Raw genomic sequence first — 16016 nt, 5'->3', positions numbered from 1 at the left:
GCCGCATAACCATGGCTGAATACACCCTGCAGCAAGATCTCGACTTCGCCCTGGCATTGGCCGACAAGGTCGACGCCTTCACCCTGGCCCGCTACGGCGCCAACGACCTGGTGGTCGAATCCAAGCCGGACATGACCCCGGTCTCCGATGCCGATCGTGGCGCCGAGCAGCTGATCCTGGCCGAACTGGCAGCCCACCGCCCCGGCGACTCGGTGCTCGGCGAGGAATTCGGCGTGCACGGGGATTCGGCCCGGCGCTGGGTCATCGACCCGATCGACGGGACGAAGAACTTCGTGCGCCGCGTGCCGGTGTGGGCCACGCTGATCGCGCTGCTCATCGACGACGAGCCGGTGCTCGGCGTCATCTCCGCCCCGGCGATGACCCGCCGCTGGCATGCGGCCACCGGCCTGGGTGCCTACGTCAGCGAACCGGGCGCCGTCCCCGGGTCCACCGCCACCCGCCGCCTCGCCGTCTCCTCGGTCAGCGCGCTGGAAGACTCCTCGCTGTCCTACGCCTCGCTGAACGGCTGGAAGGACGCCGGCAAGCTAGATGGCCTGCTGGAGCTGCTGGGCACCGCCTGGCGCACCCGCGGCTACGGGGATTTCCTCTCCTACGCGCTGGTGGCCGAAGGCGCGGTCGACGCGGCCTTCGAACCCGAGCTGGAACTCTACGACATGGCAGCGCTGGTGCCGGTAGTGCGCGAGGCCGGTGGCCGCTTCACCTCGGTGGCCGGGGCGGAAGGCTGCCATGGCGGCAACGCGCTGGCCAGCAACGGCAAGCTGCACGAGGCAATCCTGCCCTACCTGAACCGCAGCTAGGCGCCGGGACGATCATGGCACCTGCACGCCGCGGACCGGCCGGCCTGACCACCAGCGAAGAGGACTACCTCAAGGCGCTGTACGCGCTCACCGAATGGGAAGACGCCGAAGTCGGCACCGGTGCGCTGGCCGACCAGCTGGGCCTGTCCCCCGCCTCGGCCACCGCCATGGTGCAAAAGCTCGCCGCCAAGGAGCTGGTGAACCACGTGCCGCGCGGGGCGATCACGCTCAGCGAGACCGGGCGGCGCGAGGCGCTGCGCATGGTGCGCCGCCACCGGCTGCTGGAGACCTTCCTGCGCGACGAGCTGGGCTACGGCTGGGACGAGGTCCACGACGAGGCCGAGGCCCTGGAGCACACCGTCACCGACCGGTTCATCAACGCCCTGGATGCCCGGCTGGGCCACCCGCGCCATGACCCGCACGGAGATGCGATCCCCAGCGCCGACGGGACCTTGCCGGTGTCTGCCGCGATCCGGCTGGACCGCTTCACCGGAAGCAGAGCGGTCATCGACCGGATCAGCGACGAGGATCCGCAGTTCCTGCGCCGTGCCGCCGTCCAGGGCCTGGTGCCCGGGGCGGGGATCGAGCTGCCGCATCAGCTGGATTTCATCGAGGCCTCGCTGATCTGGGTGCGCAAGGCCTAGCTGCGGGCTGTGCGAGAATGAAGAACAGCCCAAGACCCCAGGGAGGCCGGATGGAGCAGCGACCGATCATTCTCGGCGTGCCCGACCGGTTCGATCCCCACGTGCTGGCCACTGCCGCGCAATTGGCTGGCTCACTGGGCACCGGGCTGCTGTGCGTGCATGTCGATGCCACCGGCTACCCTCTCGAAGAACTGCCCGACGGCACCGTACGCAGCGCACCGCTGGATCCCGAATCCGGTGAGGAAGCCATCGTCCGCTTCCCGCAGGAGCTGCTGCTCCAGCTCGACGCCCAGCTTGCGGGCACGGAAGTCCACTGGCAGGCGCACGCCACCGCTGGCGGGCCAGGGCAGCAGCTGGCGCGGCTTGCCGTGCGGCATGATGCGGCGCTGATCGTGCTCGGAGTCCGCCAGCGATCCATGGCCAACGTCATCCGCGAGCTGCTCAACGGCTCCGTGGTGTTGCATCTGACGCACCGCCAGCGCCATCCGGTGCTTCTGGTCCCGCCACTCCCCGCCCGCCGAGCAGAACAGATCCAGAGTTCATGACCCCTCCGCCATCGCGCAGCGCGCAGAACACCGTGCCGCCTTCTTCCCTGGCCCCGGGTTCCTTGCTGCTGGTGTTCCTTGGCGGCGCCGCCGGGACAGCCGCCCGGCAAGGACTGGGCCTGCTGCTGCCTTCCGCTGGCGGTTTCCCGATCGCGATTTTCGCCGCCAACATGCTGGGAGCCTTCCTGCTCGGCCTGCTGCTGGAGGCGCTGTCGCACGGCGGCGGCAGCGAGGGACGGCGCCGCCGGCAGCGCTTGCTGCTGGGCACCGGTTTCATGGGCGGCTTCACCACCTACAGTGCGCTGGCCACCGACAGCATGCTGCTGTTCTCATCCAGTGCGGTGCTCCCGGCGCTGGCCTATGCTCTGCCCACGGTGATCTGCGGCGCTTTGGCTACCTGGTGCGGCATTGCCCTCGCGGCGAGGCGTGCGGCCCGAACAGCGGGAGGAGCCCGGTAGTGCTCTCCCCCGGCTTGTTTTTCACGGTTGCGCTCTGCGGCGGCCTTGGCGCCTGCCTGCGTTTCGTGCTTGATGCCCTGATCAGGCGGTGGCTTCCCGCCCCTCTGCCTTGGGGGACGATCCTGGTCAACCTTTCAGGCTCCTTCGCCCTCGGCCTGCTGACCGGGCTGCTGGCCCAGCAGCTGCTGTCTGCGCAATGGCTGGCGGCCATCGGTACGGGACTGCTCGGCGGCTACACGACGTTTTCCACGGCCAGCTTCGAAACGGTCCGGCTGCTGCAGTCAGGCCGCATCGCGGCGAGCCTGGCCAACGCCCTGGGCACGCTGGTTGGAGCCGTGCTTGCCGCGTGGCTCGGCTTCCAGCTGGCTGGGCTCTTCTAGCCGGAAACAGCACATGCCAAGCCGGAAGGCTTGGCATGTGCCGTTCGTTAGCGTGCTGCGCGGCGTCCCTTGGGTGCGCCCGTCCGGGCCCGGTTGGGAAGGTCCTTCGGCGGCCGCTTGGTGCGATCGTGCGGAACTACGTACCCTCCAGTGGCGATGACCAATATGGCGCTGATACCGGTCAACGAGAGCATCGCAATCGCCCAGATCTGGGACTGGTCATAGAAGGAATGGTCGACGCTCAGCCAAAGCACGTAGGCGCCGATGAGGTAGATGATATGGATCAAGAGCAGGCGGGTGCGCAGCCGCAGCTTGATGACTGCCTTCGGTGAGAAGAAGATCGACCACAGGATCAGCAGCGGAATGACCACGACGAGTATTGCTGGAATGGTCGGCCAGGGGATGAAGGCGATAGCTGCGAGTGCCGCCGCGAACAGCAGCCCGACTTCCAAGAGGAAAGCCACTGCGGCATAGGTTGCTGAGAGGAAAGGCGATACCCGCTGGGAACTTTTTTTACCCATCGACTTCAATCTCACTCCGTTTCTGCGCACGCGGCATTTCAAATGCCTTCGACTTTCATCTCAAGTCTATGTGCAAATTCTCCATCCCGCGAACAGGCTCGCGATGCGGCGGCTGACTTCAAGGCAAGCAAAAAGCTCCGGATCCAAGCTTGTGGGCTTGGATCCGGAGCCGGAATTTGTGGAGATGGGGAGAATTGAACTCCCGTCCGATGTGGTGTTGCCAGGTCTTCTCCGGGCGCAGTTTGCTGTGGATTTTCTCTGCCCCAACCATCACGCAAACAAGTGGTTGATCCGGGCACAGTTGCCTGAATGTGTACCCAGCAGCGGCAACAACTGCTGAATACATTGGCTATCTAAATGACGTTAGGAACAGGGGCGATAGCGTCCCCTGGCTAACGGACTGTCTGGCTGCTTAGGCAGCGAGAGCGAAGTCAGTGCGCTTTGATTCGGCACTTATTGGTTTGCAAAGAGCGTTTACGAGATAACTTTGCGTCCTCGGCCCGCTTCATCTGTCGCGACTCACACCGTCGAAACCGATCATCCCCGTATTTTGTTGTCAGTCCCGGTTTCCCGGATGCAACCACACCCTAGGGCGTGTTCATCAATCATAGCGCATCACGCCGGGTTGCCCCAATGCGAAATGCGCCACAACCTCTGCTTACGCGTTGCCGCGGTTGCGTTCGCGCATGGCACGCAATGCTTCGCGGTTATCCTGCTTTTCGCGCAGGGCCTGCCGCTTGTCGTACTCGCGCTTACCGCGGGCGACACCGATTTCCAGCTTCGCCCGACCCGATTTGAAGTACAAGCTCAGCGGTACGACAGTCAGGCCGGCTTCGCCGATCTTGCGCTCGATCTTGAGCAGTTCCTGGCGGTGCAGCAAGAGCTTTCGCCGACGACGAGCCGCATGATTGGTCCACGATCCGTTGAGGTACTCGGGAATGTAGACATTCTCGATGTACAGCTCTCCGCGGTAGAACTGGCCGAAACCGTCAACGAGCGAAGCTTTGCCTTCGCGCAGCGACTTCACTTCGGTACCGGTGAGCACCATGCCAGCTTCGAAGGTGTCGAGGATTTCAAAATCGTGGCGCGCCTTGCGGTTGCTCGCGATGACTCGATCTTCTTGGTTCTTCTTAGCCACGTTACTCCTTGCATGTCGCGGGCGGATTCCCGCGCACAGACTACAAGTCTAGCGCTAGAGAAGTCCCAATGGGTTCACATGTGATCCATTGATGATCGTTTCGAAGTGCAGATGGCAGCCAGTCGAATTGCCGGTGGTGCCAACGTAGCCGATGATCTGGCCCTGCTTCACATGCTGGCCGACACTGACCGCGATGCGGGACATATGGTGGTAGTTGGTGGCCAGGGCCTTGCCCTTGATGACTCCATGCGAAATGGTGACCTTGTTGCCCGAGGATCCACCCCACCCGGCCATCCAGACTTCGCCGGATGCTGCCGCCGTAATGGGCGAGCCGCACTGGCCGCCGAAGCCCCAGTCGATACCCGCGTGCACATAGCCGCCGCGGCCACCGTAATCGATGGTTCCGGCTGGCGTTGGGCGCCATCCGAAGGTCGAGGTCAAACGGTTGCTGGTGGTCGGCTTAATCAATCCCCAGCTACTTGGCTCAGCGTAGTCCGAAGACTTCGGCTGGGATTTCGGTGCAACGTAGGGCTTCTTCTTGTAGGTTTTTTTCTCCGCTCGGGCTTCGGCAGCCTTGCGCTCCTGCTCAGCCTCGTAGGCGGCCTTTTCCTCAGCGATGCGCTTTCGCTCGGCCGCTGCTTCGCGACGCGCCTTTTCTTCTGCCTTGCGCTTGCGCTCGGCGGCTTCCCGGATCAGGCGCTCCTGGCGTTCCTTGATCTGCTGATTGACCGCAGCGTATTCCTTCTGCTGCGATTCCAGCTTCGCCTGGATGCGCGGCTTCTGCGCTTCGAGTTCGGCGCTGAGCGCTTCGGTGCTGGCTACCAGTGCATCCAGCTCGTTCTTGGCGTTCTGCGCAGCATCTCGCGCTGCCTGCTCCTGCGCCAAAGCTTCCTCTGCCTGGGCTTTCAGCGAGGAGATTTCCTTCTCCACGGCAACCAGGCGAAGCTTGTTGCTTTCGTTATTGGCCTGTTCCTGGGCCAAATCGTTGTATGCGGCATTCTGGGATTCCATGGCACGATTGGCCATGCCCAGACCGTCGGCCATCTTGGTTGCCGAATCCATGTTGAGGATCATGTCCAGCCCGCCCGAGACACCGCCGCGCTTATAGGCTTCCGCGGCGATCTGCGCCATCGCGTCCTCCGCTTCGGACAGTTTCGCAGCGTTTTCTTCGATCTGCTGGGCCACTTCATCACGAGTCGCCTGCGCGCTGATCAAGCGGTTGTTCAGATCGGAGAGGGTGGCCTGGGCATTGGCTACGCGGCTTTGCGCGTCAGCCAATGCCTGCTGGGCAATGGGTACCTGCGCCTGCTGGTCACGCAATTTCTTGTCGGTTTCCTGGATGTCGGCATCCAGGAATTCCATGTCGGTCTCGAGGTTTTCGATGTTCTTCTCGACCTGAGCTTTCTTGTCGTCAAGCTCGTCAGCGACCACAAGGCCTGCTGGCAGAGTGAGCGCAAGAGCCATAGCTCCACCGATAGAGGCGCGTAAGAATTTACGTCGCACGGCGTTCGACAGCATAAAGCTCCTTTAAGAAATTGCGTACTTCAGTTCAAGCCTAGATAACGTTTCGGCTAAACCTTCAGGTAACGCTTCAACGTTACCACTGATGAAATTGTGGCCAAAACGATACCAATAATCAAGAGTATCGGAGCAACTAGCCATATTTCGGTGGTAGAGATGAACGCTACACCGACGTTTTCGTTGGCCAACTTGTCCTCAACGAGGAACTTCAGCAGCAACCACAGGGTGCCCGAAGCCAGCAGGCCGCCAATCAGCGACGCGATCACGCCTTCGATGATGAATGGCAATTGAATCGTTGCTTTCGAAGCGCCGACCAGCCGCATGATGGTTGTTTCGAGCCGCCGGTGCATGGCCGAGAGCTGAATGGTCGTCCCGGTGAGCAGCACCGCGCAAACAATCATCACGATTGCCACGACGGCGGCGGCAGCGGAAGCCACGCGCACCAACTGGAATACCTTTTCAAGCAGTTCGCGTTGGTCGATTACCGAGTCAACGCCGTCAACGGTGGAGAACGCTTCGTTGATCACCGGATACTTTTCCGGATCAACGAGTGCGACGCGGAAGGATTCGGGAAGTTGTTCTGCAGTGACTTGGTCGACCAACGCGGAGTTCTCGTATTGGTCAAGGAAGTTCTCGTACGCCTGTTCCTTGGATTCGTAGGCGAATTCCTTGATGTATGGGGCGAGCTGCTCGGACTTGAGCATCTCCTCGATGTCCTGCCGCTGTTCCTCGGTGACCGCACTGCCGGCACAGTTCGGTGAGGTGCTCGTGTCATCGCAGAGGTACACCGCGACTTCCATGCGGTCGTACCAGTAGCCCTTCATCTGGTTGATCTGGAGCTGAAGCAATACCGAAGCGCCAACGAAGGTCAACGATACGAAGGTCACCAGCACCACGGAAACAACCATGACGACGTTTTGCCGCAGGCCCTTCGCCGCTTCGCGGAGAATAAATCCTAGTCTCACTGGTCCTCGTCCTTCTTATCCTCGGCAACCTGCGATTCTTCGTCGTATTCCACGGCCGAATCGCCGACGAGCAGTTCACGCGAGCCGTCCTGGTTCACCACAGTGGTCATCGGCGTGTACTGGCCATCAATTTCATCGCGGATGACTCGTCCGCGTTTCAGTTCAATAACGCGGTGGCGGTATTCGCTCACCAGCTCGTGCGCGTGCGTAGCCATCAGGACGGTCGTGCCGTTCTGGTTGATGCGATTGAGCACGTTCATCACTTCGATGCTGTTCTTGCGGTCAAGGTTGCCAGTAGGCTCATCGGCCAGCAGGATCGACGGCCTGTTCACAATGGCGCGGGCAATGCCAACGCGTTGCTGCTCGCCACCGGAAAGCTCGGTTGGCTTGCGGCGTGCTTTGTCTTCGAGGCCGACCATTTTCAATGCGTCCGGCACTCGCTCGCGGATCTGGGCACGGGAGGCACCGATGACTTCCATGGCGAACGCGACGTTGTCGAAGACCGTACGCTCACGCAAGAGGCGGAAGTCCTGGAAAACGAATCCAATGTCGCGGCGCAGCTTGGGCACACGACGGCTCGGTATGCGGTTGAGGTTCTGTCCGGCCACGTAGACGGATCCGTCGGTGGAGCGCTTTTCGCGCAGCACCAAGCTGAGGAAGGTCGACTTACCCGAACCGGATTCACCAACCAGGAAGGCGAATTCGCCACGGTCTATCTCGATGCTTACCTCGTCCAAAGCCGCATTCTGCTGCTTCGGCTCGTAAACCATCGAGACGTTTTCGAATTTAATCATGTCTTCAATCGCTAGTCTTCGTCGGGGCGCGACCCACGAACACCAATCTCGAGATCAAACGTCTATTGATGCGCCAGTCTTCCAAACACTATCGGTGCAAGGTTGCGAACCAGCCGAAATATAAGGCGTGTTGCAAGATTCATGCCGTACGTCCAGCTAACGCGAAGTGCGCAGCTTCGGCATGACTAGCTGTAATTGGCGCAGCAGGATCCGCAACGGTGATGATGCTTACACCCTGCATGACAGAAGCGTCCACCGCGGTCAGTGTCAGCGAGACCGCCTACTTGCTTGGTCGGCGTTGTCCTGCACGCCAGCGGATGCCTGCATCGATGAAATCGTCGATTTCACCGTCAAGCACCGCCTGGGTGTTGCCCACTTCATGTTCGGTTCGCAGGTCCTTGACCATTTGATACGGGTTGAGCACGTAGGAGCGCATTTGGTCACCCCAAGATGCCTTCACGTCGCCGGCGAGTTCCTTCTTCTGCGCGTCCTCCTGCTCCTTCTTCAAGAGCAGCAAGCGCGACTGCAGAACTCGAAGCGCGGCGGCACGGTTCTGGATCTGCGATTTCTCGTTCTGCATCGAGACGACGACGCCGGTAGGAATATGCGTCATGCGTACCGCGGAGTCGGTGGTGTTGACGCTCTGGCCGCCAGGCCCCGAGGAGCGGAACACGTCCACGCGGATTTCAGATTCCGGGATTTCGATAGTGTCGGTCTGCTCAATCAGCGGCACAACTTCCACGGCCGCAAACGATGTCTGGCGACGACCCTGATTATCGAATGGCGAGATGCGCACCAGGCGGTGGGTACCGGCTTCTACTGAGAGCGTGCCGAAGGCATACGGGGCATCAATTTCAAAGGTTGCCGATTTGAGGCCGGCTTCTTCGGCGTACGAAGTGTCCATGACAGTGGCCTTGTATCCACGGCGTTCAGCCCAACGCAGGTACATGCGCAGGAGCATCTCCGCGAAGTCCGCGGCATCAACACCGCCGGCACCGGAGCGAATCGTGACAACCGCACCTCGGGCATCGAATTCGCCGTTGAGGAGGGTGACTATCTCGAGTTCAGCGAGGGCCTTCTGGATGCTGGTGAGCTCCTTGTCCGCTTCATCCAGCGTATCGTCGTCTTCTTCGAGCTCGGCAAGCTCAACCAGGACTTCCAAATCATCGATTCGCGTCTGCAGCCGAGTCAGCCGTTCCAGCTCGGATTGGCGATGGGATAGCTTGCTGGTGACGATTTGAGCAGCGGCCGGATCATCCCAGAGGTTGGGAGCGCCCGCTTCTTCCGAGAGGACTGCGATGTCAGCTTTGATCTGCTCGACATCGCTCACGTCTTCGATTGCGGAGAATGTAGAACGCAGTGAGCGGATTTCAGCGGAGAAGTCAGTTTTTGCCATGGTCTTCTAAGACTACGTCATTTGGCTTCTGATCATTGAGTCCGGCGGCCAACGTGGTGATTACCTGCTCAATACGGTTCGAGCGGATGATTCGACTGATATCGGCACTCCACCGGGAACTAGCCACCCTACTATCGGCGGTTGCACCGAACCGCTCAACTGGAGATTCGCGCCTTGGCCATCGGGCATGATCTGGACCCGGTCGATTCGCAGATTCTCGACCCGGCCGGCCGCACCAACGTCTGACAGGTACTGCTGCACTGCTTGCTGCACGCGTTGCTGGTCGAGCTGGATCCTTGGGTTGCCGTTGTCCGCAACGAACTCGAATTCGTCTACGGCAGCCACGACCGCTCCGTCGGCAATTGACAACAGCTGACGCGCTTTGAGATTGACGGCGCTGGCTGCCAGCACCACGGAAATGGTCAGCAATGTGATGGCGCACAGGCCGATTGCCAGCACCAAGGATTGCCCATCCTCATTCCGCAGATTCCGGACGGCACGTTGCGGCCTAGCCAAATCGATCAGTCCTTTGCGACGCGGAGGAATCCACGGTGAATGCGGACGCCTCGACCCATTCGGATACGAAAGGCAGCGGGACATCCAAGGCTACAGTCACGGTGACGACACTGCCCGGGCTCAAGCATTCCATTTCGCAACGAATTGAAGTGCGGGCGTTGCGATACCCAAAATTGTGCATGGTTCTTCGCACAACAGCGTGTGCATCGTTCCTCGCCTGCACAGGGTCTTCGGCGGCGGCAAAGACCTTGGCGGCATGATCGGCAGCACCAACCACGGCATAGCTGCCTCCTTGAAGCTGGCCGGCGGCCAGTATCAAGTACACCAGGGGAATCAGCAAGACGGTTGAAGCAAAAACGAATTCCACTACCGCACTTCCACGATCTTCATCCCGAATTCTGCGATGCATGGCGGTAGCCAGATTCTTGGCCTTACCCATAACGCACTGCTTCTCCTTCCACGTGCAAGTCCCACCCATTGGGCAAGAGCCCGATCAATGGCACTCGGGTGCTGACCGATACGGTAACCAACTGGCTGTCCCCTACTGGAGTGGTGCTCACGGCAATGTCACGGGCGAATCCACCATGCAAGCTTTCGGTGATCAATGTCCGGGTTCTGCCTTGGGCATCGGCCGCTGAACGATTGGCCAGTGCACCGTAGTGGGCGCCGTTGGAAGCCGCGTCAATCAGCGTATTGCGCACATGCAGAACCAGCGCGAGTTGGACAAGTGTCATTGCGATCACCACAAGCAACGTTGTCACCATGACAAATTCCGCTACAGCAGACCCGCGCTCGCTGCGCGTGGGCTCCACGGAGCGCAGAATTCCGGATGACCGCGCACCAAAGCTCATGCGCGGTTATCCCAATCCGGAAACTCGATCGATTGCCTGGTTGAACAGGTCCTGCAGCCTAGGTCCTGCGATGGCCAGCAACGCGGCGACCAGCAAAGCAGACATGAGTATGACTATGTGCTTGTTGCTATTGAAAATCCACCAAGATCATTTCGGCGTCACAGTGGCAACTATTGAGCCAGCAGGATTCGCACGTATCGATACTCATTATTGATTCATCTCACTAAGATAAACACATGATAATGTCATTCGTTCAAGTTTTCCTAGCACTACCAGCAAACGTTGGTCCCAATGAAAACAGTGGTTCCTGCAACGGAAATGATCCACTTTTAGATTCCTTGGCCATTGCGATACCTTCAGTTATTGCAATAGCAGCCTTGTACATAGGGGCATATTTGCAACGGCGGAGTACCGTCATGGCCGAACGACGAGCATTGATCGGAAACCTGGACGGCCTCAGCGTAGAGATTATGGAATACGCAGAGGCTGTATCTTTGATGCGCTCACCAGAACATCGCAGCCTATACACCAATCCTTCCCAAGAGGCCATAGATTATCGGATAAAGGCATATGGGAAGAACTACGAAGTGCGCGCCGCTCTAGGCACCCTCAACGGTAATTGCAATTCTCTAGCACGGAAACACAGCTTGACTACTTTACGTAAGGCAGAAACTCTCCAGGACGCAATACTCGAAACTTGCGCTGCTATGTTCGACGTCAACTTGCTAGCAAGAACCTTTCCACGTGGTCTACCATATGTCGATCCGTTCCATTCGAAAGAAGTAATCAAGAGGCTTGATATCGTTGTTGAGCGAATCAGAGCCACCGAATCGGCAAGAAAAGACTTGTTGGAGAATTTCGGTAATTCTTACCGAAAACCGCATTTTATGAATAACTGGCAAGACTAGCCAACAGCGCAGAAAACCGCCCCACCCTCGTTTGAGGGTGGGGCGATTTCGGTTATTCGTCCGGGGTGACCGATCCGGTTGCTTCGATATTGCCTGCATGTGGTTCGTCGGTCTTGGTTCCGGCTGCCAGCCAAGGTAGGAAGCGCTGGAAGAACGCCTCCACACCGGGTAGTGCCATGATGCGGGTGATCGCCGCAGCGATACCCAACGCCAGCGCAGCGGCGCCGGTGGCAGCTTCTGGGCTGCCCATCGTGGCAGCCGTGTAGATCGAGGGGGCCATGGCCGCGAGAGCGACGATGACCGCGAGGATCGTGCGTACGGTAGCTCGCCAGGGGTGCTGTGACTGGGTGGTGACGGCTGCACGCTTAGCCATGGTGTCTCCTTAGTTGTTGTCGTTGAGCCATCGCTGGATGGCCTTGCCGGTTTCCTTCAACGGCTTGCCGTCGAGGCGCCACTTGCGGGTGTCGTAGTAGATCTTGCCGCGGTGGCCCAGGTCATCGGCCAGCATGCGCTGGAACTCGATCCAGAACCAGTAACCGTCGTCGCCGTCCTTCTTGAGCGGGGTACCCTTCTTGGCACCACGGGCGGCGAACGGAGTCTTGAGGTAGTACCCGTTGCGCTGCATCAGCGTCATGGTGTCGGTGATGGTCAGCTTCTCGAACTTGCCATCCCACTGCTTGTTGAGACCGTTCACGACGTTCTCCAGCAGGATCTGCAGGGCACCGATCTCCCAGGACAGGAAGTTGCCGTTGATCTTCAGATCGGCGTAGTTGTCCGGGAAGTTCGTGGAACCGTTCGGAACGTTGGTTGGCGACTGGTCCTTAACCTTCGGACGCGACATGACTGGGACTGGCTTGCCGGTCAGCTTGCCGCCCAGCTCCCGCTCCCACAGCTCGATGGTGTCGTCCTTGTTGCGGCGTGCAGCCGACCAGGAGAACTCCACGTGCAGGTGGTCGGTATGTGGGTTCACGCCGATGTAGTTATACCAGCCCTTGTTCTTGTATCCGCCGGAGAAGATCTTGCGGTTGAAGATGATGCACTGGATGCCCAGTTCCTTGGAGTTCAGGCGCAGCTGCTCGGCGAACTCTTCGAAGATTTCGATCTTGTCGTACCAGCGCAGGCCGAAGTCCATCGCACGGCCCTCGCCATGCAACGAGGTGGTGCTGTTGGATCCGCGCACTGGCCGGCAGTTGTAGATGCCGGAGTTGCGGCCGCCGAACTCCTTGTACTTGGCGAGGAACCATGCCATGGCGCCGAGTGCGCCCTCGGCTGGCCCCTTGGTGCAGGTCTTGGCGCCGGTGTATCCGTTGTAGATCGCCATGGTTACTTGCCTCCTAGTGGCTTGATGCCCTTGGCTGGTGCCACGTAGTCCGGATGGTTCGGGTCGGTGACTTCCTCTGGGTTCGGGTCTTCGTAGTTGTCCTGGTCGATGGCTTCCATCGGGTTGCAGTCAGACATGCTGTACCACCTTTCGGGCATAGAAAAACCCAGACACCGTTCGTGCCTGGGCATAAGAAAGGCCACCGCAAAGGGTGGCCACGCGTTGGTTTCGCTGTTATGGTTTTGTCTCGCCAAGAGTAGGACAAGAGAGAATGGTGGGGTTGTGAGTTACGACGATTCAATGATCGAAGACGAACAAAATGGAATGATGTGCTCCAAATGTGGGGATTGGCATTCGCCGGATGGAATGACCGCAGAAGACTTCTGCAAACGAGTCTGACCAAGTAATGCCACCGCATCAATGCGGTGGCATTACTTGTCGGGTGCGTATTTCGATTTCAGCTTGCCAACGTCCTCTACAAGCTTTTCCTGGGCTTTGTCAGATTCCTTGGCAATTACGATATGCTCGTCCAGCTTCTCGGTGGTCTCAGCAAGCTTGTATGCCGTCTCGTTGCCTCGGTCCTCAATTCGCTTCACCGCGTCCTTGATGGACCCGCCATGATTCGGTGTCACCTCGTGGTGAATGCGCTCCGTCTTCTCTTCCAGAGTGAGGATGCGGGCTGACACACCAGGCTCTGCATGCTGCACTATCTGACCGGATCGGTCCTTCTTCTCAGGCTTGCCATTCCATTGGTCAAGGAATGCCGCGAACTCCTTGAGCCTCGACCAGACGACCTTCACCGGCTTCCAGAAGAACGCGATCAGCAAGATCATCACTGCGGAATAACCAAGCCAGCCATTCGGGCCGCCAAGGAACTCGGGGATCACCGGCATGCACACCCCCTCAGCGGTTTGCGGGACGGTCGGTAAACATGAGTTGGCAACGGGGCCTCCTTGTGGGTCGACACTCGATTACCGAGCACGGAGATAACATTTGTGCAACGTTTGACTATTGGGCAGCAAAGTACTTGAACCTTATGATTAGCTGTTAATTAATTAGCAAGTATTTTCTTGGGGGAAATTCATGAACGAAATCACAGCGCTCAATTCGATTGCTGAGTACATTAATGCCAAAGGGATCGCTGACTCGTACGAAAGCGATGAAATTAGCCAGGCGCGCTTAGATAAACTTGCAGCCCGAGCAATCGAGGGATTCAAGACACTCGTCAAATAGCCCTAGAGCACGTGTGTTAAGAGCGCCCACAGGATACAGAGAAAATCTCGCCACCTGTGGGCGTTCTTTATTGTCAGACCGGCTTCGCCGGGTAGTTCACGAATGAGATGTACCGTGGGCCGCCGTTCGCTACCGATGCGTTCATCTTCAGTGCGCCACCCACCTCGAAGTCGTAGAACTGGCCGGCTGTCAGATTGATCGTCGCCGGGATGCGCTGGTGTGTTTCGGGGCGGGCCCACCAAGGTAGCGACGAAGCCTGCGCCGTTCCGGTTGCGGTCGCGTGAGTCAAGGAACCGCGGAATTCGATCTTCCCGTTATGCTGGCGTACCGCCGCCTGCGAGGATGTGAAACCGTTCTCCGGGGTCAGCGGATGCCAGGTCGAAGCGGTATCGCCCACGATCTTCGCGTGAATCGTCAGGAAGTCGATCGCCGCCCGCTGGGACAAAGGATCAGAGGAAGGGTTCAACCAGTTGCCCTGCACCAGCGCCTGGGCTGAACCGCCGCCATCCAGTGGGATCGCGAACACTGCACCAAGACTCACCGCCAGATCAGCAGACTGCTTATAGGTCAGCCCGGACACCAAAGACAGTCCGGTGACTTCAATAATGAGAAGGTCCCCAGCAGCTGTGACCGCGAGAACCTGTCTCGCGCTGATAGTGGTTGCATCAACAGCCTGCGACACACCGGCTTTTACTAACGCTGGCCCGAAGCTGAACGAGTGCTGCACACCAGCATCGACCATGCCCTGACCTGTGGCCCCATCGGCGGCGCTGTATAGCCCGATGGACCCGTCGTAGTGGATGCCGATTGCGTCGCGGCCTCGGTTCCCTGAAGGGTTGAAGTCTCGGTAGAGAACCCCATCGAGGATCTGGCATCCGTCCATGAACCCATCACGGGGGTTGCCAGGTTCGACTACCCACCCTGCTCCGTGCAGAACGATGTCCGCCCCGGTGCGCTGGAAAACACTGGTTAGAGTCTCGGTTGGCGGGGTGAACCCGTCGCCCTTCGTGCCAGAAATGTCATCCTGGCCGAACCGCTTGCCGATCAGGCCCGGTTTGCCGGCGGCACCTACGACCCGGATTAGCTTGTAATTCGCGCCGCCATAAGCCCCCGTGGTTATCACTGCTGTGGAAGACCTAGACAGGTCCGCCGCCGCATTAGCCAGTGCGCTGACCACAGGTCCCGTTGGTCGTGCAAGGATGTCCTGCTCGTACCCTTCGAACTGCGTCACCAGTTCAGGGCCGAGCTTCGCCGGCGTTACCGCACCATCGACGATCTTCGGTGTCGACACTGCATCGTCGTAGAGATTCGGGGTGCCGACCTTCCGCCCATCGACCACGTCTTCCACAGCAGCGCGAGCCACGCTAGCTTCAGTGCCGATAGCGGTTGCGACAGCCTCCATCGTTGGAATCGTGTTCGGGCCGGGATCACCCTGCGCGCCACGCACGTCCCCGGCCACAACCGTCTCGCCGTTATCGCGGGTCAAGACCAGGTCATCGCCCTGCACCTCGGCAGCAACAAATGTTTGCGCGACCAACGCTGCTGACTCATTGGCTGCAAGTTGCGCCTTCGCGGCTTCTTCCTCAGCACGCAGCACCGCAGCTTCAACCTGTTCCAAGCCGAGACCAGGCGAAGATGGAACCTTCACGAGCGTGGTCAGGTCCACAGCAGCATCCGAGGGGAGGAAGAACGCGTGCGGCTCGATCTTCGGCTCCACACCGTTGACCGTCTCGAACGTGTATTTCACGTTCCACGTCCACTCCTGCACCAGCAGGTCAGGATCATCGGTGGCAATCAGACGGATTCCCCGCTCACCAGGGCCGCCAGCCTCATTGACCGTACACAGGTACCCCTCATGATCCAGCACACCAACGACCGGCGCCTGCAACAGGGTCACTGGTGCAGGGTCGGCCGTTGGATCCGGCAGGTACGGCACGGACGCAACAAACAAGATGCGCCCCACAGCGGCAATGAAGTCCGGTTCCTGATCCACATCAGGTCCGTCAG

The 16016-nt window shown here is 59.6% G+C and carries 21 protein-coding genes and 1 other RNA gene; 7 read left to right on the top strand and 15 right to left on the bottom strand.

Going from position 1 to position 16016, the window contains the following annotated elements; genetic code table 11:
* The first annotated feature begins 5 nt into the window (after positions 1-5).
* From ACR9WD_RS06125 to crcB, 5 genes are read left to right on the top strand one after another with little or no spacing between them, the layout of a single operon-like run.
* Positions 6-818, top strand: a complete 813-nt coding sequence (locus ACR9WD_RS06125; protein WP_396264234.1) for an inositol monophosphatase family protein — start codon at positions 6-8, stop codon at positions 816-818.
* Between the two features lie 14 nt (positions 819-832).
* Positions 833-1462: a metal-dependent transcriptional regulator gene (locus ACR9WD_RS06120; RefSeq protein ID WP_073707664.1), complete on the top strand. Its 630-nt coding sequence runs from the start codon at positions 833-835 to the stop codon at positions 1460-1462.
* 50 nt (positions 1463-1512) lie between these two features.
* Positions 1513-2007 (top strand): universal stress protein, encoded by a 495-nt coding sequence (locus ACR9WD_RS06115; RefSeq protein ID WP_434922955.1) that lies wholly within the window; start codon positions 1513-1515, stop codon positions 2005-2007.
* Positions 2004-2465 (top strand): fluoride efflux transporter FluC, encoded by a 462-nt coding sequence (locus tag ACR9WD_RS06110; RefSeq protein ID WP_073707666.1) that lies wholly within the window; start codon positions 2004-2006, stop codon positions 2463-2465. The genes ACR9WD_RS06115 and ACR9WD_RS06110 overlap by 4 nt, the downstream gene beginning before the upstream one ends.
* Positions 2465-2845 carry a fluoride efflux transporter CrcB gene (gene crcB, locus ACR9WD_RS06105; protein WP_073707667.1) on the top strand — a complete coding sequence of 127 codons (381 nt, stop codon included), beginning with the start codon at positions 2465-2467 and terminating at the stop codon, positions 2843-2845. The genes ACR9WD_RS06110 and crcB overlap by 1 nt, the downstream gene beginning before the upstream one ends.
* 47 nt (positions 2846-2892) lie before the next feature.
* Here crcB and ACR9WD_RS06100 read toward each other — a convergent pair whose 3' ends face one another.
* From ACR9WD_RS06100 to ACR9WD_RS06055, 10 genes are all read right to left on the bottom strand, one after another.
* Entirely contained in the window at positions 2893-3366 is a 474-nt protein-coding gene (locus ACR9WD_RS06100; protein ID WP_066137568.1) for a DUF2568 domain-containing protein, read from the bottom strand.
* A gap of 176 nt (positions 3367-3542) precedes the next feature.
* Positions 3543-3911, bottom strand: a transfer-messenger RNA (tmRNA) gene (gene ssrA / locus ACR9WD_RS06095).
* Between the two features lie 113 nt (positions 3912-4024).
* Positions 4025-4504 carry an SsrA-binding protein SmpB gene (gene smpB / locus ACR9WD_RS06090; protein ID WP_073707668.1) on the bottom strand — a complete coding sequence of 160 codons (480 nt, stop codon included), beginning with the start codon at positions 4502-4504 and terminating at the stop codon, positions 4025-4027.
* 54 nt (positions 4505-4558) lie between these two features.
* On the bottom strand, positions 4559-5968 hold the full coding sequence (locus ACR9WD_RS06085; protein ID WP_434922954.1) for a peptidoglycan DD-metalloendopeptidase family protein: 1410 nt from the start codon (positions 5966-5968) through the stop codon (positions 4559-4561).
* Between the two features lie 107 nt (positions 5969-6075).
* Entirely contained in the window at positions 6076-6990 is a 915-nt protein-coding gene (gene ftsX, locus ACR9WD_RS06080; RefSeq protein ID WP_066137562.1) for a permease-like cell division protein FtsX, read from the bottom strand.
* Complete coding sequence (gene ftsE, locus ACR9WD_RS06075; protein ID WP_038990409.1) at positions 6987-7784, bottom strand: cell division ATP-binding protein FtsE; 798 nt, start codon at positions 7782-7784, stop codon at positions 6987-6989. Before ftsE ends, ftsX begins: the two co-directional genes overlap by 4 nt.
* A 280-nt stretch (positions 7785-8064) precedes the next feature.
* The gene (gene prfB, locus ACR9WD_RS06070) at positions 8065-9180 is read right to left on the bottom strand and encodes a peptide chain release factor 2 (protein WP_038990407.1); all 1116 of its coding nucleotides are present in this window, start codon (positions 9178-9180) and stop codon (positions 8065-8067) included.
* 60 nt (positions 9181-9240) lie between these two features.
* Positions 9241-9642: a hypothetical protein gene (locus ACR9WD_RS06065; protein ID WP_083586908.1), complete on the bottom strand. Its 402-nt coding sequence runs from the start codon at positions 9640-9642 to the stop codon at positions 9241-9243.
* A 46-nt stretch (positions 9643-9688) separates the two neighbouring features.
* Positions 9689-10135 (bottom strand): hypothetical protein, encoded by a 447-nt coding sequence (locus ACR9WD_RS06060; RefSeq protein WP_233125390.1) that lies wholly within the window; start codon positions 10133-10135, stop codon positions 9689-9691.
* Positions 10128-10547 carry a TadE family protein gene (locus tag ACR9WD_RS06055; protein ID WP_073707670.1) on the bottom strand — a complete coding sequence of 140 codons (420 nt, stop codon included), beginning with the start codon at positions 10545-10547 and terminating at the stop codon, positions 10128-10130. Before ACR9WD_RS06055 ends, ACR9WD_RS06060 begins: the two co-directional genes overlap by 8 nt.
* 416 nt (positions 10548-10963) lie before the next feature.
* Between ACR9WD_RS06055 and ACR9WD_RS06050 the strand changes: the two genes are divergently transcribed.
* The gene (locus ACR9WD_RS06050) at positions 10964-11455 is read left to right on the top strand and encodes a hypothetical protein (protein WP_434922953.1); all 492 of its coding nucleotides are present in this window, start codon (positions 10964-10966) and stop codon (positions 11453-11455) included.
* Between the two features lie 52 nt (positions 11456-11507).
* Here the strand turns inward: ACR9WD_RS06050 and ACR9WD_RS06045 are convergent, their stop codons facing one another.
* From ACR9WD_RS06045 to ACR9WD_RS06030, 4 genes are all read right to left on the bottom strand, one after another.
* The gene (locus ACR9WD_RS06045) at positions 11508-11828 is read right to left on the bottom strand and encodes a hypothetical protein (protein WP_434922952.1); all 321 of its coding nucleotides are present in this window, start codon (positions 11826-11828) and stop codon (positions 11508-11510) included.
* A 9-nt stretch (positions 11829-11837) separates the two neighbouring features.
* Positions 11838-12776 carry a hypothetical protein gene (locus tag ACR9WD_RS06040; RefSeq protein WP_434922951.1) on the bottom strand — a complete coding sequence of 313 codons (939 nt, stop codon included), beginning with the start codon at positions 12774-12776 and terminating at the stop codon, positions 11838-11840.
* Between the two features lie 2 nt (positions 12777-12778).
* Positions 12779-12913, bottom strand: a complete 135-nt coding sequence (locus ACR9WD_RS06035; protein ID WP_434922950.1) for a hypothetical protein — start codon at positions 12911-12913, stop codon at positions 12779-12781.
* A 294-nt stretch (positions 12914-13207) separates the two neighbouring features.
* Positions 13208-13669 carry a hypothetical protein gene (locus ACR9WD_RS06030; protein ID WP_434922949.1) on the bottom strand — a complete coding sequence of 154 codons (462 nt, stop codon included), beginning with the start codon at positions 13667-13669 and terminating at the stop codon, positions 13208-13210.
* 190 nt (positions 13670-13859) lie between these two features.
* On the opposite strand from ACR9WD_RS06030, the gene ACR9WD_RS06025 reads away from it, so the two are divergent.
* Positions 13860-14009 carry a hypothetical protein gene (locus ACR9WD_RS06025; protein WP_434922948.1) on the top strand — a complete coding sequence of 50 codons (150 nt, stop codon included), beginning with the start codon at positions 13860-13862 and terminating at the stop codon, positions 14007-14009.
* Positions 14010-14082: 73 nt separating this feature from the next.
* Here the strand turns inward: ACR9WD_RS06025 and ACR9WD_RS06020 are convergent, their stop codons facing one another.
* On the bottom strand, positions 14083-16002 hold the full coding sequence (locus ACR9WD_RS06020) for a phosphodiester glycosidase family protein (protein ID WP_434922947.1): 1920 nt from the start codon (positions 16000-16002) through the stop codon (positions 14083-14085).
* Positions 16003-16016 lie beyond the last annotated feature (14 nt).

Origin of the sequence: Glutamicibacter sp. PAEs-4 (assembly GCF_051161755.1) — a bacterium.
GTDB lineage: Bacteria > Actinomycetota > Actinomycetes > Actinomycetales > Micrococcaceae > Glutamicibacter > Glutamicibacter nicotianae.
This window is presented reverse-complemented; position numbering and strand designations above follow the sequence as displayed.